At 68.7% G+C, this 26276-nt stretch carries 15 protein-coding genes, 3 rRNA genes and 1 pseudogene; 15 read left to right on the top strand and 4 right to left on the bottom strand.

All coding sequences use genetic code 11. The annotated features are described in order from the left end of the window. Positions 1 to 12: 12 nt before the first annotated feature. Complete coding sequence (locus D6270_RS12330; RefSeq protein WP_109165368.1) at positions 13 to 552, bottom strand: cysteine dioxygenase; 540 nt, start codon at positions 550 to 552, stop codon at positions 13 to 15. A 694-nt stretch (positions 553 to 1246) separates the two neighbouring features. On the opposite strand from D6270_RS12330, the gene D6270_RS12320 reads away from it, so the two are divergent. The 3 genes from D6270_RS12320 (at position 1247) to D6270_RS12310 (ending at position 7371) form a co-directional block, all read left to right on the top strand. Next, the gene (locus D6270_RS12320) at positions 1247 to 1510 is read left to right on the top strand and encodes a WhiB family transcriptional regulator (RefSeq protein ID WP_014046372.1); all 264 of its coding nucleotides are present in this window, start codon (positions 1247 to 1249) and stop codon (positions 1508 to 1510) included. Positions 1511 to 1954: 444 nt separating this feature from the next. Then, entirely contained in the window at positions 1955 to 5824 is a 3870-nt protein-coding gene (locus D6270_RS12315) for a glycosyltransferase family 2 protein (RefSeq protein ID WP_109165369.1), read from the top strand. Next, positions 5821 to 7371, top strand: a complete 1551-nt coding sequence (locus tag D6270_RS12310; RefSeq protein ID WP_109165370.1) for a DUF5719 family protein — start codon at positions 5821 to 5823, stop codon at positions 7369 to 7371. Before D6270_RS12315 ends, D6270_RS12310 begins: the two co-directional genes overlap by 4 nt. Before the next feature lie 129 nt (positions 7372 to 7500). Here the strand turns inward: D6270_RS12310 and D6270_RS12305 are convergent, their stop codons facing one another. Further along, on the bottom strand, positions 7501 to 7833 hold the full coding sequence (locus D6270_RS12305; protein ID WP_151414669.1) for a metallopeptidase family protein: 333 nt from the start codon (positions 7831 to 7833) through the stop codon (positions 7501 to 7503). Positions 7834 to 8301: 468 nt separating this feature from the next. Here D6270_RS12305 and D6270_RS12300 point away from each other — a divergent pair, with 468 nt between their 5' ends. The 8 genes and pseudogenes from D6270_RS12300 (at position 8302) to D6270_RS12260 (ending at position 16864) form a co-directional block, all read left to right on the top strand. Further along, positions 8302 to 8679, top strand: coding sequence for a DUF3499 domain-containing protein (locus D6270_RS12300; RefSeq protein ID WP_204117128.1), 378 nt, complete (start codon positions 8302 to 8304; stop codon positions 8677 to 8679). 67 nt (positions 8680 to 8746) lie between these two features. Continuing rightward, complete coding sequence (locus D6270_RS12295) at positions 8747 to 10114, top strand: phosphomannomutase/phosphoglucomutase (RefSeq protein WP_109165372.1); 1368 nt, start codon at positions 8747 to 8749, stop codon at positions 10112 to 10114. 374 nt (positions 10115 to 10488) lie between these two features. After that, positions 10489 to 10671, top strand: a complete 183-nt coding sequence (locus tag D6270_RS12285) for a Trm112 family protein (RefSeq protein WP_018492918.1) — start codon at positions 10489 to 10491, stop codon at positions 10669 to 10671. 162 nt (positions 10672 to 10833) lie between these two features. Next, positions 10834 to 11967, top strand: coding sequence for an SIS domain-containing protein (locus tag D6270_RS12280; protein ID WP_109165373.1), 1134 nt, complete (start codon positions 10834 to 10836; stop codon positions 11965 to 11967). A gap of 46 nt (positions 11968 to 12013) precedes the next feature. Beyond that, positions 12014 to 13191: pseudogene (manA, locus tag D6270_RS12275) on the top strand (mannose-6-phosphate isomerase, class I). An 87-nt stretch (positions 13192 to 13278) separates the two neighbouring features. Beyond that, a complete protein-coding gene (locus D6270_RS12270) occupies positions 13279 to 14301 on the top strand; it encodes a cation diffusion facilitator family transporter (RefSeq protein ID WP_109165375.1) in 1023 nt (340 codons plus the stop codon). Between the two features lie 277 nt (positions 14302 to 14578). Next, a complete protein-coding gene (gene ahcY, locus D6270_RS12265; RefSeq protein ID WP_109165376.1) occupies positions 14579 to 16036 on the top strand; it encodes an adenosylhomocysteinase in 1458 nt (485 codons plus the stop codon). 210 nt (positions 16037 to 16246) lie between these two features. After that, positions 16247 to 16864: a hypothetical protein gene (locus D6270_RS12260; protein ID WP_109165377.1), complete on the top strand. Its 618-nt coding sequence runs from the start codon at positions 16247 to 16249 to the stop codon at positions 16862 to 16864. On the opposite strand, the gene D6270_RS12255 is transcribed toward D6270_RS12260, so the two are convergent. After that, a complete protein-coding gene (locus tag D6270_RS12255; protein WP_109165378.1) occupies positions 16861 to 17811 on the bottom strand; it encodes an RDD family protein in 951 nt (316 codons plus the stop codon). The genes D6270_RS12260 and D6270_RS12255 overlap by 4 nt on opposite strands. Before the next feature lie 121 nt (positions 17812 to 17932). Between D6270_RS12255 and D6270_RS12250 the strand changes: the two genes are divergently transcribed. The 4 genes from D6270_RS12250 (at position 17933) to rrf (ending at position 24801) form a co-directional block, all read left to right on the top strand. Beyond that, positions 17933 to 18940: a stage II sporulation protein M gene (locus tag D6270_RS12250; protein ID WP_109165379.1), complete on the top strand. Its 1008-nt coding sequence runs from the start codon at positions 17933 to 17935 to the stop codon at positions 18938 to 18940. 719 nt (positions 18941 to 19659) lie between these two features. Then, positions 19660 to 21185: ribosomal RNA gene (locus D6270_RS12240) — 16S ribosomal RNA — on the top strand. Between the two features lie 298 nt (positions 21186 to 21483). Continuing rightward, positions 21484 to 24607, top strand: a 23S ribosomal RNA gene (locus tag D6270_RS12235). 77 nt (positions 24608 to 24684) lie between these two features. Beyond that, positions 24685 to 24801 (top strand): 5S ribosomal RNA (gene rrf / locus D6270_RS12230). Together the 16S, 23S and 5S rRNA genes form the textbook arrangement of a ribosomal RNA operon. 156 nt (positions 24802 to 24957) lie before the next feature. Here the strand turns inward: rrf and D6270_RS12225 are convergent. Beyond that, positions 24958 to 26271: a DUF58 domain-containing protein gene (locus D6270_RS12225; protein ID WP_109165380.1), complete on the bottom strand. Its 1314-nt coding sequence runs from the start codon at positions 26269 to 26271 to the stop codon at positions 24958 to 24960. Positions 26272 to 26276: the final 5 nt, after the last annotated feature.

Below are 26276 nucleotides of genomic sequence, written 5' to 3'. Positions count from 1 at the left end.
CACAGCAGTTTGTCAGGCGGGTACGACATCCACGGCCGTCGGGGCGCATTGCGCGGCGTGCATCGGCATCTCGGTCAGACCCGGGTAGTAGATGTGCAGGCTGACGGCCGGTTCGAGCGAGTCGTTGACCACTTCGTGGACGTATCCGGGGGCGAAGGCGCGCTGCGCACCGGCGCCGAGCGCCTGACGGCCCCGCTCGGTGTGCTCGGTCAACTCGCCTTCGAGGACCGTGAGTACACCGGCGGAGCGGCCGTGGTCGTGGCGCCCGCTGCCCTGTCCGGGCACCCAGCTGAGCAGCCACACCTCGTAGCCGAGTGGGGCCTCCCCTGCTCGAGCGGAGCCGGGAGCTGGGGGAACCGTCTGGAGGCGGTGGTACCAGCGGGTGGTGGTGTCGTACCGGACGAGTCCGGCCCAGCGCGAGCGGTCGGCCGCGATGGAGCGGGCGAGGCCGACGAACTCGGAGACGGTGGAGGGGTGCTCGCGGGCGGGCTGCAGGAGGTGCTGGACCTCAAGGATGTCGCCGGCGATCTGAAGGTCGCTGTCGCTGTTCATGGGTGCGGTGGATCCTCGGCATGGGGGTGCACGTGCGGGGGAGTCGCGTGGAGCGTCGGCGGCCGTGGAGAGAAGAGAGCCACGGGGCAGCCGGAAAAGCGGGGGGGAAAAAAGCTGGATCAGAGCTGGAGCACTACGGCATCAACAGCTGTGACAGCTGGAACAGCAACAGCGGGCCTGGACAGCGCTGCGGAACCCACGGACGTGGGTGAGCTGCATCGCTGCGATCGCTGACATGAGATCAAGGAGACCGGCTGCATCCCTCCCTGTCAACCCAATGCCCGATTTGGGGGCAATGTTTCACCCCTTCCGGTTGTCGTGTCAGGAGAAAGGTTTGTTCACCGCTGAAGGCGGAGAAATGGCGCATCACCCGCACCTCCAAACCTGGCCGAGGGTCTGTGACCCGAATGTGATCTTGGTCGCTACAGTGATCGAATCGCAACACAAGAGCACCCCTGATCGTCTTGACCGGGGGAAGGCGTGATGAAGTGGCGCGGGTGGCATATGTCAGGTTTTTGGTGATTTGAACACTTTCCGCATACGCTTGGTTCCGCAGAGTGAATCCCTGGGCCAATAGCAGATCCTCGCTTGACTGCCCCGGAGATACACACTTGTAATTTCACTCGTGTCGTTCGGTCGTGACCAGTCAGTAACGGCCGCATCACGGGACGCAAGAGACAGACGAGGGGCGCACATGACCGAGCTGTTCCAGCAACTGCTGGTCGAGGACGCGGACGAGGAACTCGGCTGGCAGGAGCGCGCACTGTGCGCCCAGACCGATCCCGAGTCCTTCTTCCCCGAGAAGGGCGGATCCACCCGCGAGGCCAAGAAGGTCTGTCTCGCCTGTGAGGTGCGTTCGGAGTGCCTCGAGTACGCGCTGGCCAACGACGAACGCTTCGGCATCTGGGGCGGACTTTCCGAACGTGAACGACGCCGCCTCAAGAAGGCAGCGATCTGAACGACGCCGCCTTGATGAAGACTTGAGAAGCATGAAGCCGGCGAGCTTGACCACGCCCCCTCAAGAAGCTGCGAGAGACATGAAAGCAGCGACCTGAACGGCGTCGCTCCAAGGAGCACGTAGGCAGCGATCCAGGCGCCTTCCCCGGCCCCCGGCCTTCGCCTCCGGCCCCGGCAGCCCTTTCCCGAGCAGGGCTCCCCAGGACCACACCCCGACGGCCCGTCGCCCACCACTCCCTCCCCGGGGAGCGGGCGACGGGCCGTCGGCCTGTCCGGGACCCCCGCGCACCAGGGGCTTGCACCCGCTCCGGGCCACCCCCAGGTATCCGTACCGTTAGTGTGGGGCCCCGTCCGAGATGCGCCAACGCCCCGCCGGGGCGCGCGTGTACACCGATGCAGCCCCCGGGGATACGCCCCCGGACCCGGCCGGAGGGCCCGTACCTCGATGTCCGTGCACAGCCACTCGGCGGCGCCGAACGCGGTCGCCGCCGCCCCAGAGTTCCCCCGGCACGTCGTCACCGCCGTGCTCGTCTCCCACGACGGCGCGCGCTGGCTGCCCGACGTGCTGGCCGGGCTGCTCGGGCAGGAACGCCCCGTACAGAACGTCGTCGCCGCCGACACCGGCAGCGCCGACGACTCCGCCCGGCTGGTCACCGAGGCGCTCGGCGACGACCGTGTCCTGCACCTCGCCCGCCGTACGAGCTTCGGCACCGCCGTCGACGAGGCTGCCCGCACCGCCGGGCCGCTGACCCCCGACGACCTGCCCTACCTCAAGCGCCCCGGCGGCTGGGACCCGGTGACCCGGGCCTGGGTCGACGAGAACTACGACCTGCCGGAGCTGCCGCACGGCGAACCGGTCCAGTGGCTCTGGCTGCTCCACGACGACTGCGCACCCGAGCCGGACGCGCTCGCCGCGATGCTGCGCGTCGTCGACACCGACCGGCACGCCGCCATCGTCGGGCCCAAGCTGCGCGGCTGGTACGACCGCAAGCAGCTCCTCGAAGTCGGCGTCTCCATCGCCAACAGCGGCCGTCGCTGGACCGGGCTGGACCGCCGCGAGCAGGACCAGGGCCAGCACGACCAGGTCCGTACGGTCCTCTCGGTCTCCTCCGCCGGCATGCTGATCCGCCGCGACGTCTACGAGGAGCTCGGCGGCTTCGACCGCGGCCTCCCGCTGATGCGCGACGACGTCGACCTGTGCTGGCGGGCCCACCTCGCCGGCCACCGGGTCCTCGTCGCCCCGGACGCCGTCCTGCGCCACGCCGAGGCGGCCGCCCGCGAGCGCCGCCCCATCGACTGCGCCGGCCGCTCGGTCGCCTTCCCGCACCGCGTCGACAAGGCGGGCGCGGTCTACACGATGCTCGTCAACGCGCGCGCCAAGGCCCTGCCCTGGGTCCTGCTCCGGCTCGTCGTCGGCACCCTCCTGCGTACCCTCGCCTACCTCGTCGGCAAGGTCCCCGGACAGGCACTCGACGAGGTCACCGGCCTCCTCGGCACCCTGCTGCGGCCCGGCCGCATCCTCGCCGCCCGCCGCGAGCGCGGAAAGGGCGTGGTCGACGCCGCCGAACTGCGCGCGCTCTTCCCACCGCCCGGCGCCACCGTCCGCGCCACCGTCGAACAGGTCGCGGGCAACTTCGGCAACAAGGGCGAGGCCGAGTCCAGCGGTTCGCGGCACGGGGCCGTCGAGTCCGGGCCCGGCGGCGACGACGCGGACTTCCTCGAAGTCGACCAGTTCGCGCGGCTCAAGCGGATCGGCCGCAAACCCGGCCCGGTCCTCTTCGCGCTGCTGCTCGTGGTCTCCCTCATCGCCTGCCGCAACCTGCTCACCGGCGGCTCCCTCGCGGGCGGCGGCCTGCTGCCCGCCCCGGCGGAGGCCGGTGAGCTCTGGGACCGGTACGCGGACGCGTGGCACACGATCTCCACCGGCTCCACCGAGACCGCCCCGCCCTACCTCGCGCTCCTCGCCGCCCTCTCGGCCCTCTTCCTCGGCTCCACCGGCTTCGCCGTCGCGGCGATCCTGGTCTGCTCGGTCCCGCTGGCCGGGCTCACCGCGTACTTCGCCTCCCGCCCGCTGCTCCCCTCGCGGCTCCTGCGGGCCTGGGCGAGCGTCGCGTACGCCTTCCTGCCCGCCGCGACCGGCGCCCTGGCCACCGGTCGCCTCGGCACCGCCGTCCTGCTCGTCCTGCTCCCGCTGATCGCCCGCGCCGCCGTCGCCGCCCACGGGCTCCGCAACGGCACCGACCCGGACGCCCCGCGCGGCAGCTGGCGGGCGACCTGGGCGCTCGCCCTGCTCCTCACCGTCACGACCGCCTTCACCCCGGTCGTCTGGCCGCTCGCCGTGGTCCTCGGCCTGGGCGTGCTGGCGCTGCGCCGCCAGGACATCGCGGCGTACGGGCTCCGCTTCCTCGCCGCCGTCGGCTCCCCGATGCTGGTGCTGGCCCCGTGGTCGCTGACGCTCCTCACCGACCCGTCCGCGTTCCTGCGGGAAGCGGGCCTGGACATCGGTACGGGGACTGCTTCGGCGTTCGACCTGCTCGGGATCAGCCCCGGCGGCCCCAAGGCGGCAGGCAGCTTCCTGCTCCTCGGCGTCGTGCTGGCGGCGCTCGCGGCCCTGCTGCGCGAGGACCGGCAGTTCGCCGTGCGGACCGCCTGGGCCACCGCGCTGGTCGGCCTGCTCTTCGCGGCCCTCGCCAACGGCTCCACCTGGGCCGGACCCGCCACCCTCGTCTACGGTGCCGCCCTGATCGCCGCCGCACTCGTCGGCGCCGACGGGGCCCGGGTCCGGGTCGCCGAGCAGAGCTTCGGCTGGCGCCAGCCCGTCGCCGCCCTGATCGCCCTGGCCGCCGGGCTCGCCCCGGCCCTGGCCGCCGTCGGCTGGATGATCGGCGGCGCCGACGGCCCCCTGGAGCGCCGCGACCCCGTGCAGGTGCCCGCGTTCGTGGCCGAGGAGAGCTCGACCCAGGACCAGGCGCGCACCCTCGTCCTCGGCGGCACCTCGCCCGAGGCCGTCTCGTACAGCCTGGTCCGGGGCTCCGGCGCCCGCCTCGGCGACGGCGAACTGACCGAGGCGGCGGGCTCCAACAGCCACCTCGACAAGGTCGTCGCCAACCTGGTCGCGGGCTCCGGCGCCGACCAGGGCGGCCAGCTCGGCAACTTCGCCATCCGTTACGTCCTCGTACGCGACGGAGCACCGCGCCAGATGAGCCGCGTCCTCGACACCACCCCGGGCCTCAGCCGCCTCAGCCAGCTGGACGGCAGCGCCCTGTGGCGGGTGGACCGCCAGGTCGCCCGGGTCATGGTGGTCCCGGCCGGCGGTGAGGGCGAGCGTCTTCCGGTCGGCTCCGGGCCGGTCGAGGCCCACTCCGGGATCCCGGCGGGCGACGAGGGCCGCATCCTGCGGATCGCCGACGAGGCCGCACCCGGCTGGCAGGCCACGGTCGACGGTCAGGCGCTGACCCGGGTGACCGTCGACGGCTGGGCCCAGGGCTTCGAACTGCCCGCGGGCGGTGGCCGCCTCGACCTGACCTACGACGCCCCCTTCACCCACACCGTCTGGCTCTGGACCCAGGGCGCGCTCGCCGTGGTCCTGGTGGTCATGGCCCTGCCGGGCCGCCGCCGGGAGATCGACGACGACCTGCCCGAGGAGGCGCTCGCGGTCGCCGCCGCCGACGCGGACGGCGACGGCCGCCGGGCCCGCAGGCTCCGCGCGGCGGCCGAGGCGGAGGCGGCAGCGGCCGAGGCCGCCGAGGACGGCCACCCGGCCGACGGAGCCGGCGAGATCCCGCCGCCCCTGCCACCGTCCGCACCGGCGGAAGCGGCCGCTCCGGCTCCGGGGGAGTACATCCCCGGCCAGCAGAGCGGCGGCTACGACCAGCAGGACACCAACGGCGGCTACGCGGTGCTCCCGCAGCAGAGTCACGGGGAGTGGGACGGGCAGCAGTACCAGGGTGCCGACCAGCAGGCGCCGACCACCTACCAGCAGGGCGACTACGCCGCGTACCAGCAGGACCCGTACACGCAGCACGACCCCGGCTACCCGGCCGGCTCCGGCTACCCGGACCAGGGCGGCTACGGCGCCCAGGACCCGTACGTACAGCAGCAACAGCAGCAGTACGGCGGCGAGCAGGGCGACGGTGGCGGCCAGTACGGCGGCCCCGGCCAGTACGCGCAGTACGACCAGTACGGGCAGTACACGGGCGAGCAGCCCCGGTACGCCGATCCCGCCCAGCACCCCGCCGAGACCGGCGAGCAGCCCGACACCCCTGGCCAGGCCCCCTGGCAGACCCGTAACGCATCGCGAGGCGAGTCCGAGTGAAGTCCACCCACCTGTCCCTCATCGCGGGCGCCGTCGCCCTGGCCGCCATCACCGGCTTCGCCTCGCTCAACGCCCCCGAGGGCACGGCCGCCGAAGAGACCGCGACCGCCTCCCGGCTGCCGGTCGAACGCTCCAGCCTGGTCTGCCCGGCGCCCAGCACCTCCGACCTCGCGGAGACGACGTACACCTCGTTCACCCCGCCCGGAACCGGGGCCGGAAAGGGCGAGGACGCGAAGGGCACCGCCGAGCTGAAGCCGGCCCTGCCCGTCCTCGACGACGAGGCCGAGACCGATCCCAAGAAGGCGAAGAAGGCCGAGGAGGCCGCGAAGAAGGCGCGGGCGGAGGCCGACAAGCCGTTCCTCGCGGTGAGGGAGCCCGGAAAGCCGGTCCTCGCCGAGGCCGACGGCGCCGACGCCCCGGCCCTCGTCGGCACGGCCACCGGGAGCCTCGCCCCCGGCTGGGCCGCCCAGCAGACCACCACGGTCACCGTGGGCGGCTCCCGGGGCCTCCTCGGGGTCCGCTGCACCGCCCCGGACACCGACTTCTGGTTCCCCGGCGCCAGCACCGCGCGCTCGCGCCAGGACTATCTCCACCTCACCAACCCCGACGACAGCGCGGCCGTGGCCGACATCGAGTTGTTCGGCGCCAAGGGCGCGGTCACCTCAGAGGTCGGCGACGGCATCACGGTGCCCGCCCGCTCCAGCGTCGCGCTCCTGCTCTCCACCCTCACCGACGAGTCCGCCGACGATCTGACGGCCCACGTCACCACCCGCTCCGGCCGGGTCGGCGCGGTCCTCCTGACCGCCGACGACGGTTCGGGCACCGACTGGCTCACCGCGGCGGCGGACCCCTCCAGCAGCCTGGTGATGCCCGGCATCCCGGCCGACGCCACGTCGGTGCAGCTGGTGGCGTACGCGCCCGGCGAGAACGACGCGGACGTGAAGGTCCAGCTGATGGGGAAGAACACGACGTTCGCCCCGGCCGGGAACGACACCCTCCACATCAAGTCCGGGATGACCGCCACGATCGACCTGAAGGACATCACCCGCGGCGAACCGGGCTCCCTGCGCCTCACCCCCGTCGAGAAGAACCGGGCCACCCCGATCGTGGCCGCCCTGCGCGTGGTCCGGGGCACCGGCGCCAAGCAGGAGTACGCCTACATCCCGGCCACCGGCCCGGTGGGCGACCGCGCGAGCGTCACCGACAACCGCGCCAAGGGCTCCACGCTCTCCCTCGCCGCGCCCGGCGCGGACGCCGAGGTGAAGGTGACCACGTCGGCGGGGACCGGGGGCGGCGAGGCGGCCGTCGAGACGTACACGGTCAAGGCCGGTACGACGATGGCCGTCACCCCGAAGCCCCCGGCCGGTCTCAAGGGCGCGTACGCGCTGACCGTCGAGACGGTGTCCGGCGGCCCGGTGCACGCGTCACGGGCGCTGGTTCTCCCGAAGGACGGCGTCCAGATGTTCACCGTGCAGACGCTGCCGGACGACGGCGGCACGGTCGTGGTGCCGTCGTCGCGGCAGGACCTGTCGGTACTGGACGACTGAGCGGTACGGGCAGGGGCGCGGGCCGGCCGGGCAGGGGAAGTTCAGGCGGTACGGGTCCGGCCGCACGGCACAGCTACGGTTCGGACGGGCAGGGCGCAGCTACGGCTCCTGCTCCGGCTACGGGCGGGCTCAGTCCTGCCCGTACCGCGGATCGACGGATTCCGGGGCCAGCCCCAGCAGCTCGGCGACCTGCTCCACGACGACCTCGTGGACCAGCAGGGCCCGCTCGTCGCGGGTCTTGGTGCGGATCTCCACGGGCCGCCGGTAGACGACGATCTGGGCGGGCCGGCCCTTGGCCGCCGGTACGGCGCCGCCGAGCGGAACGCTCTCCTCCAGCTCCGATGGCACATCCAGCACGACGAAGTCGACCTCGGCCAGCTGGGGCCAGCGCCGCTCCAGCCGCTCCACCGAGTCCTGGACCAGATCGCGGAAGACCTCACCCCGGCTGCGCGACAGCGGCACCTGGGGTGGCGCGACGGGCCCCGCATACCGCGGCCATGACGGTCGCGGCGCCGGGGCCGCGGCTCGAAGGGGTGGGGGGGAGGTACGGAGCTGTCCATCACCGACGCAGCGTAACGCTCCCAGGGGCGGCCCGATCGTGCCGACGACACGGCCCCCGCGACGGTTTCTCCCGGCCGGACACCCCGCTCTCGGCCCTGCCGCCGGTTGTCTCGTTCCCGGCTGAACATTCAGGCCAAGGTTGAGCACTTTTCAGGCCCCTGATCCGATCATCGACGGTGTGCGGAACGCCGGCCACCCGCCCCGGCGCGCGCCCCCGGGACCACTCGCCCCGCTCCGCGCCCCCACCGCCCCGCAGGTCAGGAGGGCCACCGGGGGCGGGGGTGTGGTGGGGACCACAGGGCGACACGGTGGGGTGAGCCGGGGGAGAGTCGTCGCAGCCCGCTCAAGAGTGCGGTACCGTCCAACATCGTGAGCCCTGTACGTCGCTGTTCGCGCACCGCGTGCGGCCGCCCTGCCGTCGCGACACTGACGTACGTCTATGCCGACTCGACTGCGGTCCTCGGCCCGCTCGCCACCTACGCCGAGCCCCACTGCTACGACCTCTGCGCCGAGCACAGTGAGCGGCTGACCGCGCCACGCGGCTGGGAGGTGGTGCGCCTCTCCGACGGCTCCGCTCCCGCACAGCCCAGCGGTGACGACCTCGAAGCCCTGGCCAACGCGGTACGGGAAGCGGCCCGGCCGCACGACCGCGGACCGGACGGCGGAGGCAGGGGCCCCCGCGCCGCCGACCCGGTGGAGGTCGCCCGCCGAGGCCACCTGAGGGTGCTGCGCTCACCGGACTCCTGAGGCCACCTCTTCCGGTATCACCCGGCCGGGTAGTTTGGACTCTCCGTAGACACCAGGAGGACCGGCCGTGGTTGCTGATCTGTCGCAGCTCGTGAAGGCGTACGACGTCCGTGGCGTGGTGCCCGACCAGTGGGACGCATCGCTGGCCGAGCTGTTCGGAGCCGCGTTCGTCCAGGTCACGGCAGCCGACGCGATCGTGATCGGCCACGACATGCGCCCCACGTCACCGGCCCTGTCCGGCGCCTTCGCCCGGGGCGCGGCGGCCCGGGGCGCGGACGTCACGCTCATCGGCCTCTGCTCCACGGACCAGCTGTACTACGCGTCGGGGGCGCTGAACCTCCCGGGCGCGATGTTCACGGCCTCGCACAACCCGGCACAGTACAACGGCATCAAGATGTGCCGGGCGGGCGCGACGCCGGTGGGCCAGGACACCGGCCTGAGGGAGATCCGCACACTGGTGGAACAGTGGTCGGAAGGCGTCCCGCAACCCCCGGCACCCGCCACCCCCGGCACCATCACGGAACGCGACACCCTCACCGACTACGCGGCCCACCTCCGGGGCCTGGTCGACCTCAAGGCGATCCGACCCCTGAAGGTCGTGGTCGACGCGGGCAACGGCATGGGCGGCCACACGGTCCCCACGGTCTTCGAGGGCCTGCCCCTCGACCTCGTCGCGCTCTACTTCGAGCTGGACGGGACGTTCCCCAACCACGAGGCCAACCCCCTCGACCCGAAGAACATCGTCGACCTCCAGGCCCGCGTCCTCGCCGAGGGCGCCGACCTCGGCCTCGCCTTCGACGGCGACGCGGACCGCTGCTTCGTCGTCGACGAGCGGGGCGCCGGCGTCTCCCCGTCCGCGATCACGGCCCTGGTCGCCGCCCGAGAACTGGCCCGCAACGGTGGCGAGGGCATCGTCATCCACAACCTGATCACCTCCTGGTCGGTCCCCGAGGTGGTACGCGAGAACGGCGGCACCCCGGTCCGCACCCGGGTCGGCCACTCCTTCATCAAGACGGAGATGGCCGAGCACGGCGCGATCTTCGGCGGCGAGCACTCGGCGCACTACTACTTCCGCGACTTCTGGAACGCCGACACGGGCATGCTCGCCGCCCTCCACGTCCTGGCCGCCCTGGGAGGCCAGGAAGCTCCCCTCTCGGACCTGGTGGCGGCCTACGACCGCTACGCCGGCTCCGGCGAGATCAACTCCACGGTCACCGACCAGACCGCCAGCCTGACCAAGGTCAGGACGGCCTACGGCACCCGCGACGACATCACCTTCGACACCCTGGACGGCCTGACGGTCACGTCCCCGGACTGGTGGTTCAACCTCCGAGCCTCGAACACGGAACCGCTGCTGCGCCTGAACGTGGAGGCGAGGGACGAGCGGACGATGGAGTCGGTACGGGACGAGGTACTGGCTCTGATCCGCGCCTGACGGCTCTGCCGTCCCAGCCCCTCCGCTGCCATCCCAGCCGCCCCGGCGCCCTCCCAGCTTCTCCGGCGCCCTTCCAGCCTCTCCGGCGTTTGAGGAGCGGGGTCCGGGGCGGAGCCCCGATCTTCAGCCGGTCCAGCGCTTGAGGACAAAAGGGGGCTCCGGGGCGCAGCCCCGGTTTCGGGAAGGGGCGGGTAGGGGACAGGCCCGCCGCAGGCGCCCCACCACCTCACCCGCACTGCCCCCCACACCCCATCCCGCCCCACCGCCCCATCCCCCACCCCCGGGCCGGGCCGCGCCCCCATTCCCCCAGCGGTAGGCTGACGACGCCTGATCCACGTGAATCAGAAACCGCACCGCTCGAAGGGACCCACCCCATGCCGCTCGAAGCCGGCCTCCTGGAGATCCTGGCCTGCCCGGCCTGCCACTCCCCGCTGGACGACCGCACCGCGGCCGACAGCCCGGAGCTGGTCTGCACCGGCACCGACTGCGGCCTGGCCTACCCCGTCCGGGACGGCATCCCGGTCCTGCTCGTCGACGAGGCCCGCCGCCCCGCCTGACCGCGAGCGACGCGCGTACGGACAGATCCCCGCGCGGCACCGGCCCCACCGGAGACAGGGCGCAAGCACCGGACACCCAGCGCCCCCCGGGTGAAGGCCTCCCCGCCACCGACCCCCGCACCCGCATCCCGCACCCCACCCGGCGATCGGAGGCCCACCGCCATGCTCGACGAGTCCATGCTCGACGCCCCGGAAGCCCTGGCCAGGGCCGACCGCCGCGACCTGCTCCGCGGCGCCGCCGAGGCAGGCGCCCGGGTCCGCACCGCCGCCCGGCACGCCGCCGAGGCCGGCATCGGCGGCCTGAACCCGGAGGGCCGCCCCCGCGCCGTCCTCGTCGCCGGCCCCGGCACCGCCGCATCCGGCGTCGCCGACCTGATCGGCGCACTGGCGGGCGCGGCCGCCCCCGTGGCCCGGATCCGCCCGACCGGCGTCGCCCCCGCCCCCGGCGCCCTGCGCTGGACCCTGCCCGGCTGGGCCGGCTCCGTCGACCTCCTCCTCATCGCGACCGCCGACGGCTCCGAGCCCGGCCTCGCCCTCCTCGCCGAGCAGGCGTACCGCCGCGGCTGCACCGTGGTCGCCGTCGCCCCCACCCGCTCCCCGCTGCGCGAGGCGGTCGACGGGGTGCACGGCCTGGTCGTACCGATGGCGGCCGCCCCGCACGGCGAGTACGACGCGGAGACCTCAGCCGCGGGCCCCGGCACCCTGTGGGCGCTGCTCACCCCGCTGCTGGCCCTCCTCGACCGGGTCGGCCTGGTCGCCGCCCCCGCCGAGGAGCTGCAGAAGGTGGCCGACCGCCTGGACCGCACCGCGGAACGCTGCGGCCCGGCCATCGCCACGTACAGCAACCCCGCCAAGACGCTCGCCGCCGAGCTCGCCGACAGCCTCCCGCTGCTGTGGACGGAGGGCGAGGCCGCAGGCCCGGTCGGCCGCCGCTTCGCCGCCGTACTCTCCGAGCTCGCGGGCCGCCCCGCCCTCGCCGCCGAACTCCCCGAGGCGCTGCCCGCGCACGGCACCCTCCTCGCGGGGGACTTCGCGGCCGGCGCGGACCCGGACGACTTCTTCCGCGACCGGGTCGACGAGGGCGAGACCCTCAGGGCCAGGGTCGTTCTGCTGCGGGACCGCCCCACGGGAGGCCTGAGCGCCTATCCCGCGGCCAGGGAACTGGCGCTTGGCCACGACACCCCCCTCAGCGAACTGGAACCTGACGAGGGCAGCGAGCTGGAGGCCCTGGCAGAACTGCTGGCCATCACGGATTTCGCCGCTGTTTACGTGGCTCTGGCATCAAGGGCCACGTAAGCAAGAAGCACCACACGCCGCACAACCCATCAGCGAGGACGACTCCATGGACCGGCTGTCCAACACCGTGCGCCCCTACGCCTGGGGCTCCACCACGGCCATCCCCGCCCTGCTGGGCACCGCCCCCACCGGCGAACCGCAGGCAGAGATGTGGATGGGCGCCCACCCAGGAGCCCCCTCCCGCGCAACCCGCCCCACGGAGGGCCCGGCCCCCGCGGAACTCCCCCTCACCGACATCATCGCCGCCGACCCCGAAGGCGAACTCGGAGCGGCCACCGTCGCCAGGTTCGGCCCCCGCCTCCCCTTCCTCCTCAAGCTGCTCGCGGCCGGCGCCCCCCTCTCCCTCCAGGTCCACCCCGACCTGGACCAGGCCCGCAAGGGGTACGAGGACGAGGAGGCCCGGGGCGTCCCGATCGACGCCCCCCACCGCACGTACAAGGACGCCAACCACAAGCCCGAACTCATCTGCGCCCTCACCCCCTTCGACGGCCTCTGCGGCTTCCGCAGGCCCACCGAGGCGGCCGACGCGATGGAGGCCCTCGGCGTCGACTCCCTGAAGCCGTACGTCGACCTCCTCCGCGCCCACCCCGAGGAGGCCGCCCTCCGCGAGGTGCTCACGGCGATCCTCGGCGCGGACCCGGCGGAGATGGCCGGCACCGTGGCAGAGGCGGCGGCCGCCTGCGAGCGCCTCGGCGGCCCCACGCCCCGTACGCCCGCATCGCCCACCACTACCCCGGCGACCCCGGCGTCCTCGCCGCGATGCTGCTGAACTACGTCCAACTCCAGCCCGGTGAGGCCCTGTTCCTCGGCGCCGGTGTCCCGCACGCCTATCTCGACGGCCTCGGCGTCGAGATCATGGCCAACTCGGACAACGTCCTGCGCTGCGGCCTCACCCCCAAGCACATCGACGTCCCCGAACTCCTGCGCATCGTCCGCTTCGAGGCCACCGAGCCCGGCGTGCTGCGCCCGGAGGCGTCGCCCTCCGGTGAAGAGCGGTACGAGACCCCCGTCGCCGAGTTCGCCCTCTCCCGCTACACCCTCGCGCCCGGGGCCGCGCCCGCCGAACTCACCGCCCCCACCCCGCAGATCCTCCTCTGCACCGCCGGCACGGTACGGGTCGGCGAACTCGACCTGACCCCTGGGCAGTCCGTCTACGTACCGGCCGCCGAGGCGGTGGAAGCCACCGGAGGGGGCACACTCTTCCGTGCCACGGTGGCGGCCTGACACAGCGTCCCTCTCCGAGGCTGCAACAATGTGCCGCCGCAGCGCGGCACCACCAGCCGCACACCGAGGAAGGGACACCACGCACTCATGAGCGCGTCCGGGGGAACCAAGGCGATCGTGGCGGCACTTGCCGCCAATCTCTCGATCGCCGTGGCCAAATTCGTAGCGTTTCTTTTCAGCGGTTCCTCGTCGATGCTCGCGGAGAGCGTCCACTCGCTCGCCGACTCGGGCAATCAGGGCCTTCTGCTGCTCGGCGGCAAGAAGGCCAAGCGCGAAGCCACCCCGCAGCACCCGTTCGGCTATGGGCGCGAGCGCTACATCTACGCGTTCCTCGTCTCCATCGTCCTCTTCTCGGTCGGTGGCATGTTCGCGGTCTACGAGGGCTACGAGAAGATCAAGGACCCGCACGAGATCACGGCCTGGTACTGGCCGGTCGGGGTCCTGGTCTTCGCGATCATCGCCGAGCTCTTCTCCTTCCGTACGGCGATCAAGGAGTCCAACCAGACGCGCGGCGACCGCTCCTGGACCGAGTTCGTCCGCCGCTCCAAGGCGCCCGAACTCCCGGTCGTCCTCCTGGAGGACCTCGGCGCCCTCGTCGGCCTGGTCCTCGCGCTCGGCGGTGTCGGTCTCGCCCTCGCCACCGGCAACGGCGTCTGGGACGGCATCGGCACCCTCTGCATCGGCGTCCTGCTGATCGTCATCGCGATCATCCTGGCCGCCGAGACGAAGTCCCTCCTGCTCGGCGAGTCCGCCGGGATCGAAGAGGTCGAGAAGATCAAGGCCGCGGTGGTGGACGGCGACACCGTCACCGGCATCATCCACATGCGTACGCTCCACCTCGGCCCGGAGGAACTGCTGGTCGCCGCCAAGATCGCTGTCCAGCACGACGACACCGCGGCCGAGGTCGCCAACGCGATCAACGCCGCAGAGAACCGGATCCGCGAGGCCGTCCCGATCGCCCGGGTCATCTATCTGGAGCCGGACATCTTCAATGCCGAGGCCGCGGCGACCGGCACCAACCCCGGCAAGCCCGCCGGCACCCCGGCCCCGGACGGTTCCGGCACCCCGGCCCCGAAGGATCCGGGGGCCCCGAAGGGTCTCGGCCACTGACCCACCGCACACCGGCCCCGATCGGCCCGGTGACCCCTCACACACGCCCTGCTCCACGAACGGGCTGGGGGTCACTGGGCCGTTCGGTGTAGATTCGGATACGGAACAGACGTCGCTGCTGATGGCGGTCGACCGGTCCGCGGACGCGAGCCGGGCGAGGGACAGAGGGCCTCCGACGGACTGCACTGCGAACGCGCTCGGGCATTCGTATGTCCGTCGTCGCCGCAGAGTCAGCCCAGACAGCCCACCTCGACCCATCACGAGGAGCAGCCCCGTTATGACCACGGTCACCAACCGCCATGACTTCAAGGTCGCCGACCTTTCTCTCGCAGCCTTCGGCCGCAAGGAGATCACTCTCGCCGAGCACGAGATGCCCGGCCTGATGTCGATCCGCAAGGAGTACGCCGCCGCCCAGCCGCTGGCCGGTGCGCGCATCACCGGCTCGCTGCACATGACGGTGCAGACCGCCGTCCTCATCGAGACCCTCGTGGCCCTCGGTGCCGAGGTCCGCTGGGCCTCCTGCAACATCTTCTCCACCCAGGACCACGCCGCCGCGGCCATCGCCGTCGGCCCGAACGGCACCCCGGAGGCCCCCGCGGGCGTCCCCGTCTTCGCCTGGAAGGGCGAGACGCTGGAGGAGTACTGGTGGTGCACGGAGCAGGCGCTGACCTGGCCGAACACCCCCACCGGCGGCCCGAACATGATCCTCGACGACGGTGGCGACGCCACCCTCCTCGTCCACAAGGGCGTCGAGTTCGAGAAGGCCGGAGCGGCCCCGGACCCGTCGACGGCGGACAGCGAGGAGTACGCCCACATCCTCACCCTGCTGAACCGCACCCTCGGCGAGGCCCCGCAGAAGTGGACCCAGCTGGCGTCCGAGATCCGCGGTGTCACCGAGGAGACAACCACGGGTGTCCACCGCCTCTACGAGATGCACCGTGACGGCACCCTCCTGTTCCCCGCGATCAATGTGAACGACGCGGTCACCAAGTCGAAGTTCGACAACAAGTACGGCTGCCGCCACTCCCTGATCGACGGCATCAACCGCGCCACCGACGTCCTGATCGGTGGCAAGACCGCCGTCGTCTGCGGCTACGGCGACGTGGGCAAGGGCTGCGCGGAGTCCCTCCGGGGCCAGGGCGCCCGCGTGATCATCACGGAGATCGACCCGATCTGCGCGCTCCAGGCCGCGATGGACGGCTACCAGGTCGCCACCCTCGACGACGTGGTGGAGCAGGCCGACATCTTCATCACCACGACGGGCAACAAGGACATCATCATGGCCTCGGACATGGCCAAGATGAAGCACCAGGCCATCGTCGGGAACATCGGCCACTTCGACAACGAGATCGACATGGCCGGCCTGGCCGCCATCGACGGGATCGTCAAGGACGAGGTCAAGCCCCAGGTCCACACCTGGAAGTTCTCCGACGGCAAGGTCCTCATCGTGCTCTCCGAGGGCCGCCTGCTGAACCTCGGCAACGCGACCGGCCACCCGTCCTTCGTGATGTCGAACTCCTTCGCCGACCAGACCCTGGCGCAGATCGAGCTCTACACGAAGCCCGAGGAGTACCCGACCGACGTCTACGTGCTGCCCAAGCACCTGGACGAGAAGGTCGCCCGCCTCCACCTCGACGCCCTCGGCGTCAAGCTGACGACGCTCCGCCCCGAGCAGGCGGCGTACATCGGCGTAGAGGTCGACGGCCCGTACAAGCCCGACCACTACCGCTACTGATCCGGCACCGTCGGCGGCCGGGAGACCTGCACCACCTCCTCCCGGACGCCGCACGGCACCGGCCCTCAGCAGCACCACGCAGCACGTAGCAAGCAGCAGCGGTCAGTGGCCGGCAGCTGACGAGACAGGCCCCCGCACCCCCGTGTCGGGGCCTGTCTCGTCAATGCCCGGTCACCGACCCCGCACAGCCCGAGGAACCCGAAGGACCCCATGCCCCGCGGCAGGTATTCGCTCCACGATCTCCACGATCACACCCCCCTCGGCGAAGAACACTTCCACTGCGCCCCCGGCCCCTCCGGCTGGCGCTACGTCTCCCAGACCACATCCCCGTCGGGCGACCACCTCGGCTCCGTCGACCTGGCCCTGGACGAACTCGGCCGGCCGATCCGTCTCGAACTCCACGCCGCGAGCTGGCAGGTACGGGGAGCCGCCCTGGAAGGCGTCACGTGGGTCCGTACCGACCCCACCGGCACGCACGCCACCGAAGGCAACGTCCGCGCCCATGCCTTCTCCGGAACATCCCCCGCGTTCCTCGTCGCCCTGACCCGACTTCTGCGCCTCACCCCCGATTCCCCCGAGACCCGCGTCCGCGTGGTCACCTTCACGGACCCGGTCCTCGCGCCGCGTACCAGCGACCAGTCCTGGGCTCTGGTGAACAGTGAAGCGCACGCCACTGACAACGGCCCCCTGATCGTGGACGAATACCAGGTCAGCGCCCTGGATACGGGGGACCGGCACACGGTTCATCTGGCCGGCGACGTCGTCCTCGCAGCACCGGGCATCGAGCTGGAGCACCTGGAGACACCTCCGTCCCCGCCCGCCGGCTAACCGGGCGGAGCGAACCCCGCAGAGGACGCACCCGCCCCTTTCTGCACCTCCGCCCCAGAACCTCCACCACCGTCAGGCACACGGCCCCCGGCGCCGCCAGGCCCAGCAGGCGCAGCGGGCAGAGGCGCCCCAGCAGCAGGCGCAGCCGGTCCGGCAGGCCCACCCCCAGGCACCGGTGGAGCGGAGGAGGCTTCCCGGACCCCCGTGAACACCCGCCGGGCATCCCGGGCCTGCCGCTCGTGCACCACCGCGGCCAGGAACGCGGCCGCCGGCACCCCCTGCGGCGGAGCGATCCCCGTACGTGCCACCAACTCGTCTGCCAGCCGCCCGGCGATCGAGCCGCCGACGCCGGGATCCAGCTGGTGCATGCGCGTCAGGTACTGCCGTACCGCGAGCCACAGTTCGTCCGGCACGGCGGACAGATCCAGCTGCGAGAACCGGCCGACCAGCCACGGCGGAGGCGGCGGCACGGCGACCGACCGCTTGGCCGCCACGCGCTCCCGGATGACCAGCGTCCCCGCGAAGACATCACCGAGCCGCCGCCCCCGTGCCGACACCAGCGACGCGATACAGGCCACGGCCCCGAACGTCATCAGGATCTCCACAGCCCCCATCGCCCCCCGCACGAGCGCGTGCCGGAACCGGATCGGTCCGCCGTCGTCCCGCACCACACGCAGACCGCAGGCCAGCTTCCCGAGGGAGCGGCCGTGGCTCAGCGTCTCCACCGCTATCGGCCCCCCGATCAGCACCAGCAGGAACATGGCGACCGCGACGGCCGCGGCGGCGGCTTCGTCCAGGGCGACGGAGGCGATCCCCACCACGACCGAGACCAGGATGAAGACGCAGAAGACCACCGCCAGATCGATCGCCGCCGCCAGTGCCCGGCTCGGCAGCCTCGCCGGCCTCAGCTCCAGGGCAACCGCGTCCCCGGTCACCAACTCGCTCATCGCGCCCCCGCTCTTCCCCGACCTTCACTGCCCCTGGCCGGACCCAGTCTGCCAAGCTGACCCGCAGCGCGCCGCAGTAATACGGCCCCGTACGCACCCATGCCTGGAGCAACAGCCGCCCATGGACCTCGACGTCTTCGTCACCGCCCACCGCACGGAGTGGGACCGCCTCGACCATCTCCTGCGCCGGGGGCGCCGCCTGACGGGCGCGGAGGCGGACGAGCTCGTAGTCCTTTACCAGCGCACGGCCACCCACCTCTCGCTGATCCGGTCGACCACTCCCGACCCACTGCTCACCGCGCGCCTCACCCAGCTCGTGGCCCGCGCCCGGGCCACGGTCACGGGCACCCGCAAGTCCTCCTGGCGCGACGCGGCCCGCTTCCTCACCGCGGGTTTTCCCGCCGCGGTCTACCGCTCACGACACTGGTGGGTACCCACGGCGATCCTCTCCACGGTGGTGGCCGCACTCCTGGGCTGGTGGATCGGTACCCACCCCGAGGTCCAGGCGGCGATAGCCGCCCCGGAGGACCTCCGGGCCATGACCCGGCCGGGCGGGGAGTACGAGACCTACTACTCCAGCCACCCGGCCGCGTCCTTCGCCGCACAGGTATGGACGAACAACGCGCAGGCCGCCGCGATGTGCCTGGTCCTGGGCGCGTTCCTCTGCCTGCCGGTGATCTGGATCCTCTTCCTCAACATGCTCAACCTCGGCGTCGGCATAGGCCTGATGTCCTCGGCGGGCCGCCTGGACGTCTTCCTCGGCCTGGTCCTCCCGCACGGCCTGCTCGAACTGACGGCGGTGTTCGTAGCCGCCGGTACGGGGCTGCGCCTCGGCTGGACGGTGATCGACCCCGGCCCCCTCTCCCGCCGAACCGCCCTCGCCCAACAGGGCCGCGCCGCACTGGGCATGGCCATCGGCCTGGCCCTGGTCCTGTTCGTCTCCGGCCTGATCGAAGGCTTCGTGACTCCCTCGGGCCTTCCGACCTGGGCCAGGATCACCATCGGCATCGCCGCTGAACTGGCCTTTCTCGCGTACGTCTACATCCTGGGCCGCCGCGCGGTCCAGGCCGGCGACACCGGCGACCTCACAGTGGTCGAACGAAGCGCCGAGCTTCCCTCCGCCGCCTGACCACCGGTGTGCGTTCGCCCCTGCTGAGCTGCTAGTCTCCTCTTCGCCCTCAAAAACCGTTGACACGGTAGATGTGGGGAGGTAGATTCAAACGGTTGCCTCGGACTAGACAGGTTCGAGTGAAGCGCATAGTCTCCATCTCGCTCGTTGCCGGGACGTTCACGTATCCCGCAGAGCCAACGATTCCCCTTATCTCGAATCGCAGGCCGTTCATTCGGTCGACGCACTTCTGATAAAGTCGAATCCGCCGAAAGGCAAGGCCCTCCACAGGCCACCGGAAATCGAATTCGGACCGGAAACGGAACGAAAAAGAGTCTGGTAAAGTCGGAGCCGCCGGAAAGGGAAAACGCGAAAGCGAAGAACCTGGAAAGCACCCCGCTTGACCCGCTTCGACCGGGAATCGGACACGAAAGAGTCTGATAGAGTCGGAAACGCAGGACAGCAAGACAAAGAAACACGAAGGGAAGCGCCCGGAGGGCCCCGGTGATACGGGACCGAAGGAAGCGTCCGTTCCTTGAGAACTCAACAGCGTGCCAAAAGTCAACGCCAGATATGTTGATACCCCGGCCTGCTTCGGCAGGTTGGTGGTTCCTTTGAAAGTCCTGCCGGCTCACTTCGGTGACGGTAGGCGATTACACAGCGAGGACGCTGTGAACAACGGGTCTTATTCCGACCGGTTGTTCCGCTCTCGTGTGTGTGCACCCGATTACGGGTAAACATTCACGGAGAGTTTGATCCTGGCTCAGGACGAACGCTGGCGGCGTGCTTAACACATGCAAGTCGAACGATGAAGCCTTTCGGGGTGGATTAGTGGCGAACGGGTGAGTAACACGTGGGCAATCTGCCCTTCACTCTGGGACAAGCCCTGGAAACGGGGTCTAATACCGGATAACACTCTGTCCTGCATGGGACGGGGTTAAAAGCTCCGGCGGTGAAGGATGAGCCCGCGGCCTATCAGCTTGTTGGTGGGGTAATGGCCTACCAAGGCGACGACGGGTAGCCGGCCTGAGAGGGCGACCGGCCACACTGGGACTGAGACACGGCCCAGACTCCTACGGGAGGCAGCAGTGGGGAATATTGCACAATGGGCGAAAGCCTGATGCAGCGACGCCGCGTGAGGGATGACGGCCTTCGGGTTGTAAACCTCTTTCAGCAGGGAAGAAGCGAAAGTGACGGTACCTGCAGAAGAAGCGCCGGCTAACTACGTGCCAGCAGCCGCGGTAATACGTAGGGCGCAAGCGTTGTCCGGAATTATTGGGCGTAAAGAGCTCGTAGGCGGCTTGTCACGTCGGATGTGAAAGCCCGGGGCTTAACCCCGGGTCTGCATTCGATACGGGCTAGCTAGAGTGTGGTAGGGGAGATCGGAATTCCTGGTGTAGCGGTGAAATGCGCAGATATCAGGAGGAACACCGGTGGCGAAGGCGGATCTCTGGGCCATTACTGACGCTGAGGAGCGAAAGCGTGGGGAGCGAACAGGATTAGATACCCTGGTAGTCCACGCCGTAAACGTTGGGAACTAGGTGTTGGCGACATTCCACGTCGTCGGTGCCGCAGCTAACGCATTAAGTTCCCCGCCTGGGGAGTACGGCCGCAAGGCTAAAACTCAAAGGAATTGACGGGGGCCCGCACAAGCAGCGGAGCATGTGGCTTAATTCGACGCAACGCGAAGAACCTTACCAAGGCTTGACATATACCGGAAAGCATCAGAGATGGTGCCCCCCTTGTGGTCGGTATACAGGTGGTGCATGGCTGTCGTCAGCTCGTGTCGTGAGATGTTGGGTTAAGTCCCGCAACGAGCGCAACCCTTGTTCTGTGTTGCCAGCATGCCCTTCGGGGTGATGGGGACTCACAGGAGACTGCCGGGGTCAACTCGGAGGAAGGTGGGGACGACGTCAAGTCATCATGCCCCTTATGTCTTGGGCTGCACACGTGCTACAATGGCCGGTACAATGAGCTGCGATGCCGCGAGGCGGAGCGAATCTCAAAAAGCCGGTCTCAGTTCGGATTGGGGTCTGCAACTCGACCCCATGAAGTCGGAGTTGCTAGTAATCGCAGATCAGCATTGCTGCGGTGAATACGTTCCCGGGCCTTGTACACACCGCCCGTCACGTCACGAAAGTCGGTAACACCCGAAGCCGGTGGCCCAACCCCTTGTGGGAGGGAGCTGTCGAAGGTGGGACTGGCGATTGGGACGAAGTCGTAACAAGGTAGCCGTACCGGAAGGTGCGGCTGGATCACCTCCTTTCTAAGGAGCACTTCTTACCAAACCTGGTTTGGTCAGAGGCCAGTACACCGGCGAGTGTTCGGTGCTGGTTGCTCATGGGTGGAACGTTGACTATTCGGCACGATGGTTTGTTGGTCACTAGTACTGCTTCGGCGTGGAACGTGGTGAACGGATCGTCGGGTCGGGCACGCTGTTGGGTGTCTGAAGGTATGGCCGTGATGGCTGCCTTCTTTCCGGCCCCGGTGAACTCGTCCGCAAGGACGGGGTGGTGGGTGGCTGGTCGTTGTTTGAGAACTGCACAGTGGACGCGAGCATCTGTGGCCAAGTTTTTAAGGGCGCACGGTGGATGCCTTGGCACCAGGAACCGATGAAGGACGTGGGAGGCCACGATAGTCCCCGGGGAGCTGTCAACCAAGCTTTGATCCGGGGGTTTCCGAATGGGGAAACCCGGCAGTCGTCATGGGCTGTCACCCGCTGCTGAACACATAGGCAGTGTGGAGGGAACGAGGGGAAGTGAAACATCTCAGTACCCTCAGGAAGAGAAAACAACCGTGATTCCGGGAGTAGTGGCGAGCGAAACTGGATGAGGCCAAACCGTATGCGTGTGATACCCGGCAGGGGTTGCGCTTACGGGGTTGTGGGATCTCTCTTTCATAGTCTGCCGGCTGTGAGACGAGTCAGAAACCGTTGGTGTAGGCGAAGGACATGCGAAAGGTCCGGCGTAGAGGGTAAGACCCCCGTAGCTGAAACATCAACGGCTCGTTTGAGAGACACCCAAGTAGCACGGGGCCCGAGAAATCCCGTGTGAATCTGGCGGGACCACCCGCTAAGCCTAAATATTCCCTGGTGACCGATAGCGGATAGTACCGTGAGGGAATGGTGAAAAGTACCGCGGGAGCGGAGTGAAATAGTACCTGAAACCGTGTGCCTACAAGCCGTGGGAGCGTCGCTGGCAGCACTTGTGCTGTCAGTCGTGACTGCGTGCCTTTTGAAGAATGAGCCTGCGAGTTAGCGGTGTGTAGCGAGGTTAACCCGTGTGGGGAAGCCGTAGCGAAAGCGAGTCCGAATAGGGCGTTTGAGTTGCACGCTCTAGACCCGAAGCGGAGTGATCTAGCCATGGGCAGGTTGAAGCGGAGGTAAGACTTCGTGGAGGACCGAACCCACCAGGGTTGAAAACCTGGGGGATGACCTGTGGTTAGGGGTGAAAGGCCAATCAAACTCCGTGATAGCTGGTTCTCCCCGAAATGCATTTAGGTGCAGCGTCGTGTGTTTCTTGCCGGAGGTAGAGCACTGGATAGGCGATGGGCCCTACCGGGTTACTGACCTTAGCCAAACTCCGAATGCCGGTAAGTGAGAGCGCGGCAGTGAGACTGTGGGGGATAAGCTCCATGGTCGAGAGGGAAACAGCCCAGAGCATCGACTAAGGCCCCTAAGCGTACGCTAAGTGGGAAAGGATGTGGAGTCGCAGAGACAACCAGGAGGTTGGCTTAGAAGCAGCCACCCTTGAAAGAGTGCGTAATAGCTCACTGGTCAAGTGATTCCGCGCCGACAATGTAGCGGGGCTCAAGCGTACCGCCGAAGTCGTGTCATTCCAGCATGTACCCCAACGGGGGCTGGGATGGGTAGGGGAGCGTCGTGTGCCGGGTGAAGCAGCCGCGGAAGCGAGTTGTGGACGGTTCACGAGTGAGAATGCAGGCATGAGTAGCGATACACACGTGAGAAACGTGTGCGCCGATTGACTAAGGGTTCCTGGGTCAAGCTGATCTGCCCAGGGTAAGTCGGGACCTAAGGCGAGGCCGACAGGCGTAGTCGATGGACAACCGGTTGATATTCCGGTACCCGCTTTGAAACGCCCAGTACTGAATCAGGCGATGCTAAGTCCGTGAAGCCGGCCCGATCTCTTCGGAGTTGAGGGTAGTGGTGGAGCCGATGAACCAGACTTGTAGTAGGTAAGCGATGGGGTGACGCAGGAAGGTAGTCCAGCCCGGGCGGTGGTTGTCCCGGGGTAAGGGTGTAGGACGCACGGTAGGTAAATCCGTCGTGCATGATGTCTGAGACCTGATGCCGAGCCGATTGTGGTGAAGTGGATGATCCTATGCTGTCGAGAAAAGCCTCTAGCGAGTTTCATGGCGGCCCGTACCCTAAACCGACTCAGGTGGTCAGGTAGAGAATACCGAGGCGTTCGGGTGAACTATGGTTAAGGAACTCGGCAAAATGCCCCCGTAACTTCGGGAGAAGGGGGGCCATTCCTGGTGATAGCACGTGCTGCTTGAGCTGGGGGTGGCCGCAGAGACCAGCGAGAAGCGACTGTTTACTAAAAACACAGGTCCGTGCGAAGCCGTAAGGCGATGTATACGGACTGACGCCTGCCCGGTGCTGGAACGTTAAGGGGACCGGTTAGTGCACTTTCGGGTGTGCGAAGCTGAGAACTTAAGCGCCAGTAAACGGCGGTGGTAACTATAACCATCCTAAGGTAGCGAAATTCCTTGTCGGGTAAGTTCCGACCTGCACGAATGGCGTAACGACTTCTCGACTGTCTCAACCATAGGCCCGGTGAAATTGCACTACGAGTAAAGATGCTCGTTTCGCGCAGCAGGACGGAAAGACCCCGGGACCTTTACTATAGTTTGATATTGGTGTTCGGTTCGGCTTGTGTAGGATAGGTGGGAGACTTTGAAGCGGCCACGCCAGTGGTTGTGGAGTCGTCGTTGAAATACCACTCTGGTCGTGCTGGATGTCTAACCTGGGTCCGTGATCCGGATCAGGGACAGTGTCTGATGGGTAGTTTAACTGGGGCGGTTGCCTCCTAAAGAGTAACGGAGGCGCCCAAAGGTTCCCTCAGCCTGGTTGGCAATCAGGTGTTGAGTGTAAGTGCACAAGGGAGCTTGACTGTGAGACCGACGGGTCGAGCAGGGACGAAAGTCGGGACTAGTGATCCGGCAGTGGCTTGTGGAAGCGCTGTCGCTCAACGGATAAAAGGTACCCCGGGGATAACAGGCTGATCTTCCCCAAGAGTCCATATCGACGGGATGGTTTGGCACCTCGATGTCGGCTCGTCGCATCCTGGGGCTGGAGTCGGTCCCAAGGGTTGGGCTGTTCGCCCATTAAAGCGGTACGCGAGCTGGGTTTAGAACGTCGTGAGACAGTTCGGTCCCTATCCGCTGTGCGCGTAGGAATATTGAGAAGGGCTGTCCCTAGTACGAGAGGACCGGGACGGACGAACCTCTGGTGTGCCAGTTGTCCTGCCAAGGGCATGGCTGGTTGGCTACGTTCGGAAAGGATAACCGCTGAAAGCATCTAAGCGGGAAGCCTGCTTCGAGATGAGTATTCCCACCCTCTTGAAGGGTTAAGGCTCCCAGTAGACGACTGGGTTGATAGGCCAGATGTGGAAGCCCTGTAAGGGGTGGAGCTGACTGGTACTAATAGGCCGAGGGCTTGTCCTCAGTTGCTCGCGTCCACTGTGTTAGTTCTGAAATAACGAACGGCCGTGTTTTTGTCCGGTGTTCTAATTTCATAGTGTTTCGGTGGTCATTGCGTTAGGGAAACGCCCGGTTACATTCCGAACCCGGAAGCTAAGCCTTTCAGCGCCGATGGTACTGCAGGGGGGACCCTGTGGGAGAGTAGGACGCCGCCGAACAATTTTTCCGGGAAAGCCCCGCACCCTTGTGGTGCGGGGCTTTCCTGCGTTCCGGACCCATCTGAGTGTGTCCAGGACCTCGGAATCCTCTCCTGGTGGGTGATGCATGTCGCTCGTGCATCACTCACCAGGAGACAATTCCGGGGCTGAGAAGCCTCAGAGACGGCCTGCCGACTTCAGCGCCAGATAGGCGTCGGCGAGCGCCGGCGCGAGGTTGTCCGGGGTGGCGTCCACGACTACGACGCCGTGGCGATGGAGTTTCTCCGCCGTGCTGCGGCGTTCGGTCTGGGCCTGGGTACCGGCGGCGGCCCCGTACACCGCGTCCACTGTTCCCCGACCCTTCGCCATCTCCTCGATCCGCGGATCGGAGACAGCTGCCAGCAGAACTGTGTGGCGCTGGGTCAGCTGAGGCAGCAGCGGGAGGAGCCCCTCCTCGATGGGGGCGGCCTCCAGGGAGGTCAGCAGAACGATCAATGAACCACGGGGAGCGTCCGAGAGAGCGGTGGTGCTGAGCCCTCTGGCGTCCGTCTCGACGAGCTCGGGTTCCAGTGAGGCGAGGGTGTTGACCACCGTGGCCAGGACGTCGCCTGTGGTGGTTCGGCCCTGTACCCGGGCTCGTACGCGGCGGTCGTAGGCGAGGAGGGCCACGCGGTCGCCGGCACGCGTCGCGAGCGCGGTGAGGAGAAGGGTGGCGTCCATGGCCGCATCAAGGCGTGGGACGTCGCCCACCCGGCCTGCGGAGGTGCGTCCGGTGTCCAGGACGATCAGGATGTGCCGGTCGCGCTCGGGGCGCCATGTCCGGACGGCGACGGCTGACTGACGTGCTGTTGCCCGCCAGTCGATGGAGCGGGTGTCGTCTCCTGGTACGTACGCCCGCAGGCTGTCGAACTCGGTGCCCTCCCCCCGCGTCAGGACGCTGGTACGGCCGTCGAGTTCGCGGAGCCGGGCGAGCCGGGAGGGCAGGTGCTTCCGGCTGGTGAACGGGGGCAGTACCCGTACGGTCCACGGGACGCGGTGGTAGCCCTGGCGGGCGGCCAGCCCGAGCGGGCCGTACGAGCGGACCGTGATGCGCTCCGCCTGGCGGTCGCCACGGCGGGTCGGGCGTAGAACGGTGGCGAGGCGACGCTGTTCACCGGGAGGGATCGTCACCGTGTGCCGGGACGAGGCCTGTTCGGTGCCGGCGGGCCAGCTGCTCGGCGGCCAGGCGTCGCGGAGCTGGGCCCTCAGGCGTCGTCGCGAGCTGTTGGTCACGGTGAGTTGAACTTCCGCCGCGTCACCAAGTCGAACTGATGTATCACCGGATCGGGTGAATCGAAGCGTTCGCACTGGCGCTGCCAGGGCATAGTCGCACAAAATCGCTAGTGAGAGCGGTGCGTTGACCGCGAGCAGCCCGGTCCAGCTCGGAGCGAGGATGCCTACGGGGAGTGACCCCAGCGCGGCCAGCAGTGCGGTACGTCCGGTGAGGGCCATGGTCA

This window comes from Streptomyces griseus subsp. griseus (assembly GCF_003610995.1).
Classification (GTDB): Bacteria; Actinomycetota; Actinomycetes; order Streptomycetales; family Streptomycetaceae; genus Streptomyces.
This window is presented reverse-complemented; position numbering and strand designations above follow the sequence as displayed.

What these genes read in the sequence shown, in the direction of transcription:
- D6270_RS12330 (WP_109165368.1), bottom strand. Translation starts at nt 552, where the DNA reads ATGAACAGCGACAGCGACCTTCAGATCGCCGGCGACATCCTTGAGGTC.
- D6270_RS12320 (WP_014046372.1), top strand. Translation starts at nt 1,247, where the DNA reads ATGACCGAGCTGTTCCAGCAACTGCTGGTCGAGGACGCGGACGAGGAA.
- D6270_RS12315 (WP_109165369.1), top strand. Translation starts at nt 1,955, where the DNA reads ATGTCCGTGCACAGCCACTCGGCGGCGCCGAACGCGGTCGCCGCCGCC.
- D6270_RS12285 (WP_018492918.1), top strand. Translation starts at nt 10,489, where the DNA reads ATGCCGCTCGAAGCCGGCCTCCTGGAGATCCTGGCCTGCCCGGCCTGC.
- D6270_RS12280 (WP_109165373.1), top strand. Translation starts at nt 10,834, where the DNA reads ATGCTCGACGAGTCCATGCTCGACGCCCCGGAAGCCCTGGCCAGGGCC.
- D6270_RS12270 (WP_109165375.1), top strand. Translation starts at nt 13,279, where the DNA reads ATGAGCGCGTCCGGGGGAACCAAGGCGATCGTGGCGGCACTTGCCGCC.
- ahcY (WP_109165376.1), top strand. Translation starts at nt 14,579, where the DNA reads ATGACCACGGTCACCAACCGCCATGACTTCAAGGTCGCCGACCTTTCT.
- D6270_RS12260 (WP_109165377.1), top strand. Translation starts at nt 16,247, where the DNA reads ATGCCCCGCGGCAGGTATTCGCTCCACGATCTCCACGATCACACCCCC.
- D6270_RS12255 (WP_109165378.1), bottom strand. Translation starts at nt 17,811, where the DNA reads ATGAGCGAGTTGGTGACCGGGGACGCGGTTGCCCTGGAGCTGAGGCCG.
- D6270_RS12250 (WP_109165379.1), top strand. Translation starts at nt 17,933, where the DNA reads ATGGACCTCGACGTCTTCGTCACCGCCCACCGCACGGAGTGGGACCGC.
- D6270_RS12225 (WP_109165380.1), bottom strand. Translation starts at nt 26,271, where the DNA reads ATGGCCCTCACCGGACGTACCGCACTGCTGGCCGCGCTGGGGTCACTC.